The 15,344-nt window shown below is 35.5% G+C and carries 16 protein-coding genes; 13 read left to right on the top strand and 3 right to left on the bottom strand.

Features of this window, described 5'->3' with window-relative positions; translation table 11 throughout:
• Positions 1 to 171 precede the first annotated feature (171 nt).
• From LRP81_RS03395 to LRP81_RS03380, 4 genes are all read left to right on the top strand, one after another.
• The gene (locus LRP81_RS03395) at positions 172 to 690 is read left to right on the top strand and encodes a ribonuclease H-like YkuK family protein (protein WP_230499830.1); all 519 of its coding nucleotides are present in this window, start codon (positions 172 to 174) and stop codon (positions 688 to 690) included.
• Positions 691 to 716: 26 nt separating this feature from the next.
• The gene (abbA, locus tag LRP81_RS03390) at positions 717 to 887 is read left to right on the top strand and encodes an antirepressor AbbA (RefSeq protein ID WP_230499829.1); all 171 of its coding nucleotides are present in this window, start codon (positions 717 to 719) and stop codon (positions 885 to 887) included.
• 306 nt (positions 888 to 1,193) lie between these two features.
• Positions 1,194 to 1,655, top strand: a complete 462-nt coding sequence (cbpB, locus tag LRP81_RS03385) for a cyclic-di-AMP-binding protein CbpB (protein ID WP_230499828.1) — start codon at positions 1,194 to 1,196, stop codon at positions 1,653 to 1,655.
• Between the two features lie 181 nt (positions 1,656 to 1,836).
• Positions 1,837 to 3,357 carry an MDR family MFS transporter gene (locus LRP81_RS03380; RefSeq protein ID WP_230499827.1) on the top strand — a complete coding sequence of 507 codons (1,521 nt, stop codon included), beginning with the start codon at positions 1,837 to 1,839 and terminating at the stop codon, positions 3,355 to 3,357.
• Between the two features lie 11 nt (positions 3,358 to 3,368).
• On the opposite strand, the gene LRP81_RS03375 is transcribed toward LRP81_RS03380, so the two are convergent.
• Together LRP81_RS03375 and LRP81_RS03370 are read right to left on the bottom strand one after the other, a co-directional pair.
• Positions 3,369 to 3,749, bottom strand: coding sequence for a VOC family protein (locus tag LRP81_RS03375; RefSeq protein ID WP_230499826.1), 381 nt, complete (start codon positions 3,747 to 3,749; stop codon positions 3,369 to 3,371).
• Positions 3,750 to 3,761: 12 nt separating this feature from the next.
• On the bottom strand, positions 3,762 to 4,502 hold the full coding sequence (locus LRP81_RS03370; protein ID WP_230499825.1) for a sulfite exporter TauE/SafE family protein: 741 nt from the start codon (positions 4,500 to 4,502) through the stop codon (positions 3,762 to 3,764).
• Between the two features lie 120 nt (positions 4,503 to 4,622).
• Here LRP81_RS03370 and LRP81_RS03365 point away from each other — a divergent pair, with 120 nt between their 5' ends.
• The 5 genes from LRP81_RS03365 (at position 4,623) to LRP81_RS03345 (ending at position 8,934) form a co-directional block, all read left to right on the top strand.
• On the top strand, positions 4,623 to 5,492 hold the full coding sequence (locus tag LRP81_RS03365) for a LysR family transcriptional regulator (RefSeq protein WP_230499824.1): 870 nt from the start codon (positions 4,623 to 4,625) through the stop codon (positions 5,490 to 5,492).
• A gap of 111 nt (positions 5,493 to 5,603) precedes the next feature.
• On the top strand, positions 5,604 to 6,437 hold the full coding sequence (locus tag LRP81_RS03360) for a DUF368 domain-containing protein (RefSeq protein ID WP_230499823.1): 834 nt from the start codon (positions 5,604 to 5,606) through the stop codon (positions 6,435 to 6,437).
• Between the two features lie 129 nt (positions 6,438 to 6,566).
• Positions 6,567 to 7,277, top strand: coding sequence for a 2,3,4,5-tetrahydropyridine-2,6-dicarboxylate N-acetyltransferase (gene dapD, locus LRP81_RS03355; protein WP_230499822.1), 711 nt, complete (start codon positions 6,567 to 6,569; stop codon positions 7,275 to 7,277).
• Between the two features lie 216 nt (positions 7,278 to 7,493).
• The gene (locus LRP81_RS03350; protein WP_230499821.1) at positions 7,494 to 8,615 is read left to right on the top strand and encodes an N-acetyldiaminopimelate deacetylase; all 1,122 of its coding nucleotides are present in this window, start codon (positions 7,494 to 7,496) and stop codon (positions 8,613 to 8,615) included.
• A 73-nt stretch (positions 8,616 to 8,688) separates the two neighbouring features.
• Positions 8,689 to 8,934 (top strand): YkuS family protein, encoded by a 246-nt coding sequence (locus LRP81_RS03345; protein WP_230499820.1) that lies wholly within the window; start codon positions 8,689 to 8,691, stop codon positions 8,932 to 8,934.
• Positions 8,935 to 8,966: 32 nt separating this feature from the next.
• Here the strand turns inward: LRP81_RS03345 and LRP81_RS03340 are convergent, their stop codons facing one another.
• Positions 8,967 to 9,779 (bottom strand): mechanosensitive ion channel family protein, encoded by an 813-nt coding sequence (locus tag LRP81_RS03340; protein ID WP_230499819.1) that lies wholly within the window; start codon positions 9,777 to 9,779, stop codon positions 8,967 to 8,969.
• Positions 9,780 to 10,117: 338 nt separating this feature from the next.
• Here LRP81_RS03340 and LRP81_RS03335 point away from each other — a divergent pair, with 338 nt between their 5' ends.
• The 4 genes from LRP81_RS03335 (at position 10,118) to LRP81_RS03320 (ending at position 15,175) form a co-directional block, all read left to right on the top strand.
• Positions 10,118 to 10,660, top strand: a complete 543-nt coding sequence (locus tag LRP81_RS03335; protein ID WP_230499818.1) for a peroxiredoxin — start codon at positions 10,118 to 10,120, stop codon at positions 10,658 to 10,660.
• Positions 10,661 to 10,745: 85 nt separating this feature from the next.
• A complete protein-coding gene (locus LRP81_RS03330) occupies positions 10,746 to 11,195 on the top strand; it encodes a TlpA family protein disulfide reductase (RefSeq protein ID WP_230499817.1) in 450 nt (149 codons plus the stop codon).
• Positions 11,196 to 11,556: 361 nt separating this feature from the next.
• Positions 11,557 to 13,311 carry an ABC transporter ATP-binding protein gene (locus LRP81_RS03325; RefSeq protein ID WP_230499816.1) on the top strand — a complete coding sequence of 585 codons (1,755 nt, stop codon included), beginning with the start codon at positions 11,557 to 11,559 and terminating at the stop codon, positions 13,309 to 13,311.
• Between the two features lie 16 nt (positions 13,312 to 13,327).
• Positions 13,328 to 15,175, top strand: coding sequence for an ABC transporter ATP-binding protein (locus tag LRP81_RS03320; protein ID WP_230499815.1), 1,848 nt, complete (start codon positions 13,328 to 13,330; stop codon positions 15,173 to 15,175).
• Positions 15,176 to 15,344 lie beyond the last annotated feature (169 nt).

Below are 15,344 nucleotides of genomic sequence, written 5' to 3'. Positions count from 1 at the left end.
CCAAGCATAGTTGCTTGGTTTTTTTGTTGTAAATTGAAGTATAAGCAAAGGAGTATCACGACCATAATGTAGGAAAGGGACATTCGATCCCATTATATAAGAAAAGATTAATTTTTTTAGGGAAAGGGTCATATAAGTATAAGGGAAAGTACGGAAAAAGGAAGTGGCTCAATGGATAATTCTAATAAATTTATTAATATCACCCACGGCTACCTTACTTTTGAACAAGCTTTTGAGAAGATCCTTTTATTTATACAAAAGGATGTGCGAGCCCCTTACCTACTATCAATTGGGACCGATTCTCACGTATATCAACGGGAAACAAAGTTTATGACTGCCATACATCTTCACCGAGTGGGGAAAGGTGCATGGGGATGTGTACGACCTTATATAGCCAAACGAGCTATTCAAAGTCTTCATGAGAAAATATCACTTGAAACGGCATTAAGTCAAGAGGTGGCCACGCTGTTTACAATGGAAAAATTGGAAAAAATAAATAACCTTTTGTTCCCTCATTTGGAGTACGGAGCAGATTTTCGCTTTGAAATACATCTTGATATAGGAAAAAAAGGAGCAACAAAAGACTTTATTCAAGAAATGACTGGAAGAATTACGGCAATGGGATTGGATGCAAAAATAAAACCAGATGCCTATACTGCCTTTTGTTATGCTAATCGCTATACGAAGTAAGTTATGGATGGAAGGGAGCAGAAGAAATGGTGCAATTAACAACAGAGGAAAAAGAATTATTAGTAAGTCTTCTCATTTCAACAGATGTAGCAAAAGAATTTGTATTAAGTGAAATAAACGATATAGAAGTAGGGCAGAAAAAGCTCGAAGCATATACTTATCAAAAATTAATTGAAATTTACGAAAAAATTTCCTGATATGTATCCGTTATAAGAGCCAGTAGGTCTGCAATAAAAAATAAATGTCTCCGACGGAAGACACTCTCGAGGTAATTTGAGGTTGTCTTCTGTTTTTTCGTTTATATATAGAAGTAGTTACTCTTAAATGAGTCTCTAGCTCCAGCGCCTAGCCGTTTCTGCTATTCTATTTCATGTCGAAGAAAGGCGAAAATTTATTTGCGGTAAAAATTCGAGTCCAAGACTAATATATGCTACAATGATATTGGTCAATTATGTCTATATGCATAAAGTATTAGAGAGTAAATAAAGAGAGGAAGAACATTAATGATCAGCCTCCAAAGTAGTAAAGTATTAGGAGCAACAATAAAAGATTTGATAATACCTGCAGAACGAGTGGCACATGTTCAAGTTAAAAACAACTTGGAACATGCACTATTAGTTCTCACAAAAACAGGCTATACGGCTGTTCCAGTCCTTGATGCAAAGTACAAGCTGCATGGACTCATTAGTATCACACATATTATGGATTCAATACTAGGTTTGGAACGAATTGAATTCGAGCGTTTGGAGCATATGGTTGTAGAAGAGGCGATGAATAAAGAGCTCGCAAGCCTATCCATATCTGATACTGTTGAAAAAGGACTCGAGTTATTAGTAGATCATCCTTTTGTTTGTGTACTGAATGATGAAAACATTTTTGAGGGTATTTTAACTAGAAGAACGATACTTGATCGTTTGCATACTCATTTTATTAATAACAATAAAGAACAAGACCTTGAAATTTAAGGTCTTTTTTTTCTTACTTGCTTTGTCCTTAGATTGCTGACTATCAGCAGTCATTTTTTATTGGGTCTTATACAACGTACTTGCCCTAATGTTCAAGATAAGGTTGCATTCCCTTAGATAAAGGGTACAATTTAGATAGACTAACGAAATAGTACATATGTAGATAGAAAGAGGGAAGGGAATGAGCACCGTTACACTAGAGAGAGAAGCGATAAGGAAGGCTTCTTCTAACAAAACAAAAAAGCCGTTTGTGCTTGCTGCTATCATGCTTGCCATGTTTATGGCTGCAATAGAAGCAACGATTGTATCGACTGCAATGCCAGCAATCGCTGCAGATTTGGGAGGTTTTTCTTTATATAGTTGGGTGTTTTCCTCCTACCTATTAATGAATGCAGTTACTGTTTTGATTTATGGGAAGCTTTCAGATTTGTTTGGAAGAAAACCAATTCTTAGTTTTGGAATCATTGTATTTTTAATTGGATCTCTGTTGTGTGGGATGGCACAATCGATTGAAATGTTAATAGTATTTCGATTTATTCAAGGTTTTGGTGCCGGGGCAGTGATGCCAATTGCATCCACAATTGTCGGGGATATGTATACAAAAGAGGAAAGGGCAAAAATTCAAGGTTATTTGTCTAGTGTATGGGGAATTTCTGCAGTTTTAGGGCCAGCCATTGGGGGGCTTATGGTTCAATATGTAAGCTGGAGATTTGTTTTTTGGGTAAATATTCCTCTAGGCATTTTAGCTATCATCGGATTGTATCTGTTTTTACATGAAAATGTAGAAAAAAAGAAGCATTCAATTGATTACGCTGGAGCAGGCTTGCTTTTTCTTTCTGTTAGTACATTCATGCTAGTGATGGTGGAAGGGGGAGTGAGATGGTCCTGGCTTTCGGCCCCAGTCCTACTTTTACTATCCATTTCACTCATAGCTTTTTACCTATTCTTCCTGCAGGAAAAACGTGCAAAAGAGCCAATGATGCCTTTTGACATATGGCAGGAGCGTTCCATTCTAATTGCTAATACAACATCTTTGACTACAGGTGTGATGTTGATTGGAATATCAAGTTTTCTACCTGCCTTTGTACAAGGAGTGATGGAACGACCGCCAATTGTCGCTGGATTTACACTAACGACAATGTCTATTGGTTGGCCAATAGCCGCAATGATAGCAGGCAGGCTTCTATTGAAAATTGGATTTAGGAAAACATCTATCATCGGAGGGGTAGCCTTAATTCTTGGTAGTATAATCTTCATGAGCCTAAGTCCAGAAGATGGACCCGTATGGGCTGCATTTGGTTCATTTATGATTGGAGTGGGTATGGGCTTTTCCACCACCTCCTTTATTGTTTCTATCCAAAGTAATGTTCCTTGGCAGAAAAGGGGAGTGGCAACTGCATCCAATATGTTTATGAGAACACTTGGAAGTACGATAGGAGCTGCCTTATTAGGAGGTATCCTAAATTCACGTATCCTTCAGTATTTACAATCGAATGGAGTGGAACAAGAATTCTCCCTTGATTCCACGACGCTCTTACTAAATGAAGACCAACGGAATATGCTTTCTGATTCAATGAGGGTTATACTACAAGACGGCCTAACCTATGCACTTCATTCTGTATATTTAGTGGTGGCAGGCTTCGCGGTTTTGAGTTTTATTCTTATTCTACTTTTACCAAAAGAAAGTATAAGCAAGCACTGAGTTTTGTAAGCTCAGTGCTTTATTTTTAGGATTTCCATAAATTCAATTCTATTTCCGAAAGGGTCTAAAAAGCTGAATCGAATAATACCTGGTATTGGAATTTCTTTTTTTACATTTATTTGGTGCGATTTAAGGAATTTTTTAACTAATTTAAGATGCTCCACTTCAAAAGCAGGGTGCCGCTTACTTTTCTCTGCTCCCATAGCTTCTGTTCCGATATGAAGTTCAATGTTACCAACACTATACCAAAGACCTCCGTTTTTCAATAAAGATTCGGGCTTTGGTATTTCTTTAAAACCGAGAATATCTGTATAAAATGAACGAGCCGTTTCTTCTTGACCTGTAGGAATACATAATTGAATGTGATGTAATCGTTGTACAGTAATATTCATACGTTTCATCCTTTACCAAAATATTTTATAGGACAAGTAAATAATGAGATAAATAGAAAAGCCGGTTAAAATATTCTTCCAAGGTAGACCATGAAGATGATCTGCTAGCCTTACAGCTGACTGTGCTCCTATCACAGAACCAATACCAAGAGCAACTCCTACTCTCCAATCGAAATGTCCCATTGAAAAATATACAAGAAACGAAACAAAACAACTTGAAAAGGTTTGTAGTCTTGTTAAACCGATACTGTTTATATAGGAGTAACCTGCATTCATAAAAGAATGCATTAAGAGTGTCGCTTGCCCTGGACCGAATAATCCATCATAAGATCCGATACCAATATAAGTCGGATAAAAAAGTTTAGTTTGTTGATCTTTAGGCGCTTTATTTATCATTTTCGACTTTAGAATATTTAAAAGTGTAGCAAAAATTAGGAGGATTAAAGCAATTTTCAAAAGTAATGGTTCATCTAAAGTAGATGCAAGAAATGCCCCTAATACCCCTCCGAGCATAGTGAAGGGAATTATTTTCAAACCGGTTTTTATATCTATTTCTCCTCTTTTCCAAACGGTGTAGAAGCTGGAAAAAGAACTAAATGTATTGGAAAATTTATTAGCAGCTATTGCGGTGTGAATAGGTACACCCAATAACAGCATCGCGGGTAAATTAATTAGACCTCCTCCCCCTCCTAAAGTTCCAATAAATGTTGCAACAAACCCAATCAATGTTAAAAAGATGAAATGTGTTTCCATGACTTTTCCTACCTCTCCTTGACGCTGTTCCCATGTATTATTTTATTATGTAAAATGTGATAATGAAATTATGAATAAATTAAGATATACTATAAGAAAAACTTATAATAAGGGGTTCAAATGAACACTTCAGAATTTCAAATTTTGTCTGTATTAGCGAAGGAAAAAAATATGCGAAAAGCTGCAGAACGACTATTCGTATCTCAACCAGCATTATCGCAAAGACTTCAATCGATTGAAAAAAATTGGAACGTTAAAATTTTCATACGTACCCAAAAGGGGTTAGTAATTACTCCAGCTGGGGAAAAGATTGTAGAGTTTGCAGAAGAAGTTCTAATGAAAGCCGATAAGGTAAAAGAGGATATTACCTCCTTGGATAAAGAAGTTTATGGAACATTAAAAATAGCGGTGGCTACCATTATAGGTCAGTATTGGCTTCCAAAAGTATTAAAGAAATTTATTCAGCAGTATCCAAATGCAAAAGTCTCTCTGATTACCGGTTGGAGTAGCGATATAGTGAAGAGCCTTTATGAAGATGAAGTTCATGTAGGCATTATAAGAGGGAATCCAGAATGGAAGGGAGTTAAGCAGCATCTACTTAGTGACAAGTTATATTTAGTAGATACTGAAATAAATGAGATTTCTGATTTGGAACATACAGAACGTCCATTCATTCAATTTAAAAGTGACTCAACCTATTATCAAGAAATACAGGTTTGGTGGCACAAAAAGTTCCAATCTCCTCCAAAAAGGACTATTGTAGTAGATCAAATTGAAACCTGTAAACAAATGGCATTGAATGGAATTGGATACGCTATTCTTCCATCTATCACTATTCAAGATGATTACGAAAAGATAAAAAAAATACCACTTGAAAAAGATGAGGTTTCTAATTTACATCGTGATACGTGGTTGATTGGATATGAATCTTCTTTTAAATTAAAACAGGTAGAAGCATTTATGGAGATTCTCTCGGCATATCAAAAGTAGCAATTGAAATGTTATTTTTGTAAAAATGCATGATTTCATTGGATAATAAACTTAAGTAGTAGTATGATATATTTTTGAATAACTAGAATGAATTAAGGTGGAAATCAGCAAATGGAATGGAAGAACATTTATCGTGGTATTTTAATTGGTATGTGTGATGTAGTACCAGGAATAAGTGGAGGCACGGTTGCCTTTATTTTAGGTATTTATGAGCGCTTAATTAATGCTATTAGTGGTTTTTTTAGTAAAGATTGGTACAAGCATCTTACATTCTTATTGCCGCTAGGAATGGGAATGGGGATTGCCATCATATCGTTTAGTCATGTGATAGAATTCCTATTGAGGACATATCCTGAGCCTACTCAATTCTTGTTTTTAGGACTTGTTGTTGGTGTACTACCATTATTGGTGAAGGAGTCTAACATTAAAGAAACTTTCAAAGCAAGGCATTATACTTTATTGGTTGTCTCCTTGTTGTTACTTGCATCTATGGCATTCTTACAAGAATCGACTAGACCAATTATTGTGGCATTAGATATGAATACGGCAATTATTTTATTTTTTGCTGGGGCACTTGCAAGTACCAGTATGTTGCTTCCAGGGATTAGTGGATCAATGGTGTTGTTAATATTAGGATTTTATACAACTGCAATTACTGCTATTAAAGATTTTAATTTCCCTATTATTATTGTCATCGGACTTGGGGTAGCAGTTGGCTTTATTTTATCAAGTAAAATGATTAAATATATCCTTGTTAAGTATCCAGTGATGACCTATGCGGCTATAATTGGGCTTGTGACGGGTTCAACTGCCATCATTTATAATGGATTTGCAGAGAGCTTTCTAGGAAACGTCATGTGTGTGATTAGTTTTATTTTCGGATTAATTATTGTACAATTTATTGCTAACACTAATAATAGATTAGTTCAGAAAAGTAGAGCATAATATTTATAGAGGGGCTAAGTCCTCTCTTTTTTTCTGCCTTCCTGGATGAATAATATTTATACTTGTCACAATTTTTGTTGTTTGATAGAGTAAAGGAATAAAGACATAAGATTTAGGAGGACATACATAATGAAAATGATGGATGCAAATGAAATTATTTCATTTATTCAAAACAGTACAAAATCTACACCTGTAAAGGTTTATGTAAAAGGTGATTTGGAGAACGTTGATTTTGGTGCATCTTCTAAAACCTTTTTAAATGGAAATAGTGGAGTTGTATTTGGTGAATGGGCAGAGATAGAAGCTGCACTTAAAGCAAATGAAGCGAATATTGAAGATTTTGTTGTGGAGAATGACAGACGTAATTCCGCCATTCCACTTTTAGATATGAAAGGTATTAAAGCTCGAATTGAGCCAGGTGCGATTATCCGTGACCAAGTCGAAATTGGAGACAATGCAGTAATCATGATGGGTGCATCTATTAATATTGGTGCAGTTGTTGGTGAAGGAACGATGATTGATATGAACGTTGTACTTGGTGGACGTGCAACAGTCGGGAAGAATTGCCATATTGGTGCAGGAACTGTCCTTGCTGGAGTAATCGAACCACCTTCTGCTAAGCCAGTAATTGTGGAAGATGATGTGGTTATTGGTGCAAATGCAGTGGTACTTGAAGGAGTAACGGTAGGAAAAGGTGCAGTTGTTGCTGCAGGTGCCATCGTCATTGATGATGTAGCCCCATATACCGTAGTAGCTGGTACGCCAGCGAAGAAAATTAAAGAAATTGATGAAAAAACAAAATCCAAGACGGAAATCAAACAAGAGCTTCGTCAGTTATAATACAGTAGTTGAAGGCGTGGGTAACAATCCACGTCTTTTTCTTAAGAAAGAACGTATCACTTTTAGAAAATTATACAATTTAGCTCATCGCCATATTCACTTAAGAGAAAGTCATAAAGGTTAAAAAAACCGTCATTCCGACTTTTTCTTATACATGTCAGGATCACCAAGGCGCTTGAACTTTACATAAGAAAGAGGGTTGCGTAAGTGTCCATTATGAATAATCCTTATGTTCAGATAAGAAGGGAACTGCATCAAATACCTGAAAGGGGATTTGATGAAACAAAAACGCAAGGTTATTTACTTCAATATATCCAAAACCTACCCAAAGAACATATTGAATTAAAAACGTGGAAAACAGGTATCTTTTTAAGAGTACAAGGAACTGCTCCGAGGAAGACGATAGGGTACAGAGCGGATATAGATGGATTACCAATTACAGAAGAAACTGGTCTTTCATTTAAGTCACTTCATGAAGGCATGATGCATGCTTGTGGTCATGATTTGCATATGAGTATTGCTCTTGGCATTTTAACACATTTTGCTACTCACCCACCTAAAGATAACTTGTTATTTATGTTCCAACCTGCTGAAGAAGGACCAGGTGGTGCATTACCTATGATACAGACAGATTTTTTTACACAATGGAAACCTGATATGATTATTGCATTGCATATAGCACCTGAATATCCGGTTGGAACGATTGCGACAAAACCTGGTCTCTTGTTTGCGAACACTTCCGAGTTATTTATTGATCTCACTGGGCTTGGTGGACATGCGGCATATCCCCACCAGACTAATGATATGGTGGTTGCTGCATGTTCTCTCGTAACACAACTACAATCCGTTGTGGCGAGAAATGTGGATCCGTTAGATAGTGCTGTTATCACAATTGGTAAAATTACAGGTGGTACAGTTCAGAATATTATTGCAGAACGGGCAAGATTAGAAGGAACGATTAGAACCTTATCTGTTGAAAGTATGAAAAAGGTAAAAGAACGAATTGAAGCGCTTGTACAAGGTGTTGAAATTGGGTACAACTGTAAAACATCGATTGATTATGGAAGTATGTATCATCAAGTAGACAATGATGTGAAACTAACAGAAGAGTTTATGCGTTTTGTTACGAATGAAACAAATGTCAATTTGATAGAAAGTAAGGAAGCGATGACAGGTGAAGACTATGGCTATATGATAGCAAACACGCCAGGTTTTATGTTTTGGTTAGGAGCTGAATCACCTTTTGGTCTTCATCATTCAAAATTAAATCCGAATGAAGATGCGATTGGTGTTGCTATAAACACCATAATTTCATATCTAAATTTTAAAGCAAATTAAGCATCTAACAATCTTTCCTCCTCGTATAATTTTAAAATAATGAGCCAAATTAAGGACGAGGAGGTGGATACATATGCCAAAAATCGGTGTGGAACAATCTTTAACAGATGTACAAGAAGCATTACAAGAAAAAGGGTATGATGTTATACAATTAACAAATGAAAATGATGCCAAAGGTTGCGATTGCTGTGTTGTTACTGGTATTGATAATAATTTAATGGGAATATCTAATAGCGTAACTGCAGGATCTGTCATTGAAGCAAGTGGAATGACTGCAGACCAAATTTGTCAACAAGTGGAGAGCAAAATTAATCATTAAAAAAGAGCCCGAGGGCTCTTTTTTATTTATACCTAATTGGATGCAGGTTCGATTTCTCCGTAAATGGCTTCTTTAATAGCCTTCCTTAATTGCCTTTCAACTGCCCATTGTTCCATATTTTTTGTCCTTGCAATTACCCGAATAACAACCTCTGAACTATCTACACTTTGAACTCCAACTACGTATGGACCTTCAATAATTGTTTCTTTGTTTTCAAGTGCAATCCGCTCACATACACCATGTAATACGTCAATGACACGGTCTAAGTTATCATTAGCAGGGATGGTTATATCTACAAGTGCACGCATAGTTCCTCGTGAGTGATTTGTTAAATTAGAAATCCCTCGATTTGGTACATAATGAAGGGAGCCGTCAAAGTCCCTTATCTTCGTTGTTCGCAGACCAACCTCTTCCACAATTCCTGAAAAGCCAGCAGTTGTGACATAATCATCCACATCAAGTTGCTTCTCTAACAATAAGAAGAATCCTGTTACTACATCGCTCACAATTCCTTGAGCTCCAAATCCGATTGCAAGTCCGACTATACCAGCACCAGCCAAAATAGCACTAGTTCGTAGATCAAACACATTTTCTAGAACCATCACAATTAAGAAAAAAATTAATACATATGTAAAAACATTAATCGATAATTTTTCAAGTGTTTTTGCTCTTCCTGGTGAAATACCTTTTCGATTTGCAGTGCGACTAAACAGACGTGTAATTAATTTTGTACCTAAAGATTTTACAATTCCATATACTATGACAATGACTAATAGTTTGAGCACAATAATACCCACTGCTGTTAAAAGTGCATAAAATTCTAAGTTAAAATTGCCTAATCCCATTTTTCCTCTCCTTTTTAGTTGAGATAATAATTTCTATTATGGAATTATAAAGTATTTTATAGGGAAATCCAAATAATTATCGTAATATCTACAAGGAATGCATTTTATTTTGTTCTCACATAAAAGAATGATAATATAAATCCTTAGGATGATTTTTTTGCAAAAAGGGCATACCAACAAAGGGATTAAAAAGAATGCAAAAACCTAAATTAAATTAATTATTATTTAACATTGACTAAAAATAAGTGGAAGTATATAATAGTCATTGTTGATTATTTTTTTAAATGAGAATTTTCTTTAATATTCTCATTGAAATTACAACTTGGAGGGATTTACAAATGGCAGAACGTATGGTAGGTAAACAAGCTCCACGTTTTGAAATGGATGCTGTTTTATCAAACAAAGAATTCGGAAAAGTAAGCTTAGAAGAAAACATGAAAAACGACAAGTGGACAGTTCTTTTCTTCTATCCAATGGATTTCACTTTCGTTTGTCCAACTGAAATCACAGCTATGTCTGATCGTTATGACGAATTTGAAGACTTAGATGCAGAAATTATCGGTGTATCCACTGATACTATCCATACCCACTTAGCATGGATTAACACAGACCGTAAAGATAATGGTCTTGGTGAATTAAAATATCCATTAGCTGCAGATACAAACCACGCTGTATCCCGTGACTATGGTGTGCTAATTGAAGACGAAGGTATTGCACTTCGTGGTCTATTCATCATCAGCCCTGAAGGTGAACTACAATACCAAACAGTTTTCCACAACAACATTGGTCGTGATGTAGAAGAGACACTACGTGTTCTTCAAGCATTACAAACTGGTGGACTTTGCCCAGCTAACTGGAAGCCTGGACAAGCTACTCTATAATTTTTGTTAACATAGAATAAGGTCTAACGTATCCGTTAGGCCTTTTCTTGCAATACATAATGCTTATATTGGAGGTAATTAGCTTATGAAACTACGCTCCCCGATGCCTGAGTTGTCAGGTGCTACAGAATGGTTAAATGGACAAGTTACAAAAGAAGAATTAGTAGGAAATAAACCAACTCTCATTCACTTTTGGTCTGTCAGTTGTCATTTATGTAAAGAGGCAATGCCACAAGTAAATGAATTTCGAGATAATTACAAAGATAAGTTAAATGTTGTAGCAGTACATATGCCTCGCTCTGAGGATGACCTTAACATGGAGTGTATTAATAAAACTGCAAGTGAACACGATATTACGCAGCCCATTTTTATTGATAACGAACATAAACTAACGGATGCCTTTGAAAATCAATATGTTCCAGCATATTATGTATTTGATGCAGAAGGAAACCTGCGTCATTTCCAAGCTGGAGGCAGTGGAATGAAAATGCTTGAAAAACGTGTTAACCGTGTTCTAGGTGAAAGTGAAAAATAATGTTAGATAAAAAAAGGATTATCCTTAAATGGGTAATTCTTTTTTTATCTAATCAATCTTACGGAAAGTGCATTTGAAAGTCCTCGACAATCTATCTGTTAACTAAAGTAGAATATAAATCGATGTAATCTTCATAGCATTATCTTTATAAGGTAATTCTTTTGTATGGTCTGGCTTCTCCGTCTAAAGACGTAGAAAATTTCCAACTTCTTATCCCATTCCAAATGTAAAATAAAGCGATACAATTAGTGTATAAATAATTTAAATTTTTCCGAAAAAGACTGGATAATTATTTCGAAAGTCGATATATTAGATACTATCTTATATTTTCCAGCATGAGTAAACAAAGGAGGGAATACATGTGGAGACATTTAAGAAGTTAAAGGACTTCTATTGGCCTTATCGTAAAAGCTTTTACTTGTCCTTAGTTTTTTTATTACTAGTAACGGTCATAACGGTCATTTACCCAGTAATATTACAATTGACAATTGATGAGGTAATTAGTAAGCAACAATTCCACTACATACCTTATATTGCAATAGGGTTTCTTGGAATAATGGCTTTAAAAGGGGTATTTACGTATTACAATCAGTTTTTAGGAGATTTATTTGGAATACGGTCGGTGTATCGACTTCGAAATGAATTGTATGAAAAACTGCAATTTTTACCATTTAGATATTATGATAATGCAAAAACAGGAGATTTGATGTCAAGACTAACTGCGGATGTAGAGGGATTCCGATTTTTCTTGTCTTTTGGTTTTGCAGAATTGATTCGATTTGTATTACTTGTGACTATTAGTTTAAGCTTAATGTTTTATTATTCAGTAGCGCTGACCTTCGTAACACTAATTGCTATGCCTTTTCTTGCATTCATTACTTACCGATTTGACAAAAGGGTGCATCCTGCATTTCGTGGTATTAGGAAGTCTTTTGGAAAATTAAACACGAATGTACAAGAAAATATTAGTGGTATTAATACAGTAAAATCACTTTCAAGAGAAGATTATCAAATAGGGAAATTTAACAATTCTAATGAGGATTATAAAGATAAGTACATCACAACAGCAAATATTTGGGCAAAGTATTTCCCTCTCATGGAATTTATCGGGAACGCCTGTGTAGTAGGGTTAATTTCATTTGGTGGTTATTTAGTCATTAACGGAACATTAACAGCTGGTGGACTAGTAGCATTTTTCTCACTAATCTGGTATATCGTATGGCCAATTGCAAACCTTGGTTTCGTTATTAACCAGTTTTCACAGGCTAAAGCATCTGGAGAAAGGCTTCTAGAAATATTAGATGCAAATGAAGATATTCAAGATCACCCAGAAGCAAAAGATGTTTCAAAACTAAACGGTCATGTAACGTTTGAAAATGTTACATTTCAATATCCTAATGAAGATAAAAAAGCACTTGAAGATGTTACGTTTGATGCACCACCAGGAAAGCAAATAGGATTAATTGGTGCAACTGGTTCTGGAAAAACAAGTATAACTCAGTTGATTACCAGATTTTATGAACCTCAATCTGGTAGAATTCTAGTGGACGGCGAAGAAGTTAAAAATTATTCATTATATACATTGCGCAATCAAATTGGCTTTGTACTTCAGGAATCGTTTTTATTCTCATCTACCATTAAATCAAATATTGCCTATGGAAGGCCGAATGCAACGATGGATGAAATTGTCCGTGCAGCCAAGATGGCTCAAGCCCATGATTTTATAATGGAGTTGCCAGATGGCTATGATACGATGCTTGGCGAAAGAGGTATGGGACTTTCTGGTGGACAAAAGCAAAGGATAGCCATAGCCCGTGCTCTTATTCTGGATCCTAGTATTCTAGTATTGGACGATGCGACGAGTGCTGTAGATATGCAAACAGAGTTTAATATTCAAAGAGAGCTTAAAGGAGCATTATCAGGAAGGACTACATTTATTATTGCTCATCGAATATCTTCCTTAAAACATGCAGATGAAATTTTAGTGTTAGAGGAAGGTAAAGTAATTGAAAGAGGAACACATGACGAACTCGTAGGGAAAAATGGCGCATATCGTCGTATATATGATATTCAGTATAAAGACCAAAAGGCGGTTTTGGCAACTCAGACTAATTAAAGGCAGGTGAGAAAACATGCGTAGAAAGCACAAAATTGAATTAAATGATAATGTAAAGAAAAGATTCTATTATTCTACTGATCAAGCAATTGAAAAGCCATTTAATTGGAAGCAGATGTGGCGTTTATTAGCATATATGAAACCATATTCAAAAACATTGCTGCCACTTGCAATAATTACGATGCTTATTGCAACAGGAGTTCGATTAGCTATTCCAATAATAATAGGGAAATATCTGTATGATGATGCAATAGCACAAAAGGATATGGATCTTTTAACGAAACTTGCTATTGTTGTAGGAGCTTTGTATCTAGTTTCCTATGTTGCTAATGCTTTTAGAATACGATGGATGAATATGCTTGGACAAAAAGTCATCTATGATTTGCGAAAACATCTGTTTTCACATGTACAAGGTCTCTCACATAGGTTTTTTGACCAGCGTTCTGCGGGCTCTATTCTTGTTAGAATAATGAATGATATTAACTCTCTGCAAGAATTATTTACGAACGGTGTCATTAATCTGTTAATGGATTTTATCTTATTAATAGGTATAGTAGTAATCTTGTTTATTTTAAGTCCAGAGCTTGCTACAGCCATCCTTATAATATTGCCACTAATGTTCTTCATTTCTACAAGTCTTCGACGAAAAATTAGAAGAGCTTGGCAAGACGTTCGCATCAAGCAAGCTATGTTAAATTCCCATTTAAATGAGAGTATTCAAGGAATTCGCGTTACACAATCTTTTACTCAAGAACGTGAAAATATGGGCTTTTTTGACCGTATTAATTCTGAGAACTTTGAGTCTTGGAAAAACGCAACAAGACAAAATGCTATCTTTAGACCGTTTGTAGAAATGACAAATGCAGTTGGTACAGTGATACTTATCTGGTTTGGTGCGTATTTAATTCAAGTAAACCTAACAGGTGGATCTAGCTCTTTAACAGTTGGGGTGTTCATCTCCTTCGCTTTTTACTTAGGGATGTTTTGGGAGCCAATTTCAAGGCTTGGACAGCTATACAATATGCTTTTAGTTGGGATGGCCTCTTCAGAACGTATCTTTGAATTTTTAGATGAGAAACCAATTGTTGACGAAAAAGAGGATGCAGTTCAAATCGAGACTATCAACGGTGAAATTGAATTTAAGGATGTAGAATTCTCATATGATAGTAAAAGAAAAGCACTGAATAAAATTTCTTTGAAGATGGAAGCTGGCCAAACAGTAGCATTAGTTGGGCATACTGGTTCAGGGAAAACAACCATTGCGAATTTAATTTCTCGTTTTTATGATGCAACTGGAGGAGAAGTATTAATTGATGGTCATAATATCAAAGATATTTCTCTAAAAAGTTTACGATCTCAAATTAGTGTTGTTTTGCAAGATACATTCATATTTTCTGGAACAATCAACGACAATATCCGCTTTGGTCGTCCAACAGCAACAGATGAAGAAGTCAAGGCTGCTGCGGAAGCGGTGGGTGCTAATGCTTTCATTGAAAGATTAAAGAACGGGTATGAAACAGAGGTAGAGGAAAGAGGAAATGTATTATCTGTTGGTGAAAGACAGTTGATTTCCTTTGCCCGCGCTCTTTTAGCAGATCCGAGCATAATTATTCTTGATGAAGCAACAGCAAGTATTGATACGGAAACCGAAATGCAAATTCAACAGGCGCTTAAACAACTTTTGAAAGGGCGAACAGCAATCATTATTGCACATCGACTTTCTACCATACGTGAAGCAGATAATATTATTGTTCTTGATCATGGGAACATTATGGAACAAGGAAACCATGACCAACTTATGAATCATGAGGGCATTTATTATCGTCTAGTAAAAGCACAATTTACGATGTTAGACGTAAGTTGACTAATAAGAAAAAGTAAAAATAAAGATCAAATCTTAGTATGATTTGGTCTTTATTTTTTGGTGAAAATTACAACATTCTTTTTGCCTTCTAGTTTAAATTGAAATTGCCGATAATATATTTACATTTATTATAGAGTAGATTATTGTGGTAAAATATATAAAAAATCTC

The sequence above is a fragment of the Sutcliffiella rhizosphaerae genome, from assembly GCF_917563925.1.
Taxonomy (GTDB): domain Bacteria; phylum Bacillota; class Bacilli; order Bacillales; family Bacillaceae_I; genus Sutcliffiella_A; species Sutcliffiella_A rhizosphaerae.
The sequence above is the reverse complement of the archived record's forward strand: the minus strand, read 5'-3'. Positions and strand labels throughout refer to the sequence as shown.

Coding starts and splice junctions, on each gene's coding strand:
- LRP81_RS03395 (WP_230499830.1), top strand. CDS start 172: ATGGATAATTCTAATAAATTTATTAATATCACCCACGGCTACCTTACT.
- abbA (WP_230499829.1), top strand. CDS start 717: ATGGTGCAATTAACAACAGAGGAAAAAGAATTATTAGTAAGTCTTCTC.
- cbpB (WP_230499828.1), top strand. CDS start 1,194: ATGATCAGCCTCCAAAGTAGTAAAGTATTAGGAGCAACAATAAAAGAT.
- LRP81_RS03380 (WP_230499827.1), top strand. CDS start 1,837: ATGAGCACCGTTACACTAGAGAGAGAAGCGATAAGGAAGGCTTCTTCT.
- LRP81_RS03375 (WP_230499826.1), bottom strand. CDS start 3,749: ATGAATATTACTGTACAACGATTACATCACATTCAATTATGTATTCCT.
- LRP81_RS03370 (WP_230499825.1), bottom strand. CDS start 4,502: ATGGAAACACATTTCATCTTTTTAACATTGATTGGGTTTGTTGCAACA.
- LRP81_RS03365 (WP_230499824.1), top strand. CDS start 4,623: ATGAACACTTCAGAATTTCAAATTTTGTCTGTATTAGCGAAGGAAAAA.
- LRP81_RS03360 (WP_230499823.1), top strand. CDS start 5,604: ATGGAATGGAAGAACATTTATCGTGGTATTTTAATTGGTATGTGTGAT.
- dapD (WP_230499822.1), top strand. CDS start 6,567: ATGAAAATGATGGATGCAAATGAAATTATTTCATTTATTCAAAACAGT.
- LRP81_RS03350 (WP_230499821.1), top strand. CDS start 7,494: ATGAATAATCCTTATGTTCAGATAAGAAGGGAACTGCATCAAATACCT.
- LRP81_RS03345 (WP_230499820.1), top strand. CDS start 8,689: ATGCCAAAAATCGGTGTGGAACAATCTTTAACAGATGTACAAGAAGCA.
- LRP81_RS03340 (WP_230499819.1), bottom strand. CDS start 9,779: ATGGGATTAGGCAATTTTAACTTAGAATTTTATGCACTTTTAACAGCA.
- LRP81_RS03335 (WP_230499818.1), top strand. CDS start 10,118: ATGGCAGAACGTATGGTAGGTAAACAAGCTCCACGTTTTGAAATGGAT.
- LRP81_RS03330 (WP_230499817.1), top strand. CDS start 10,746: ATGAAACTACGCTCCCCGATGCCTGAGTTGTCAGGTGCTACAGAATGG.
- LRP81_RS03320 (WP_230499815.1), top strand. CDS start 13,328: ATGCGTAGAAAGCACAAAATTGAATTAAATGATAATGTAAAGAAAAGA.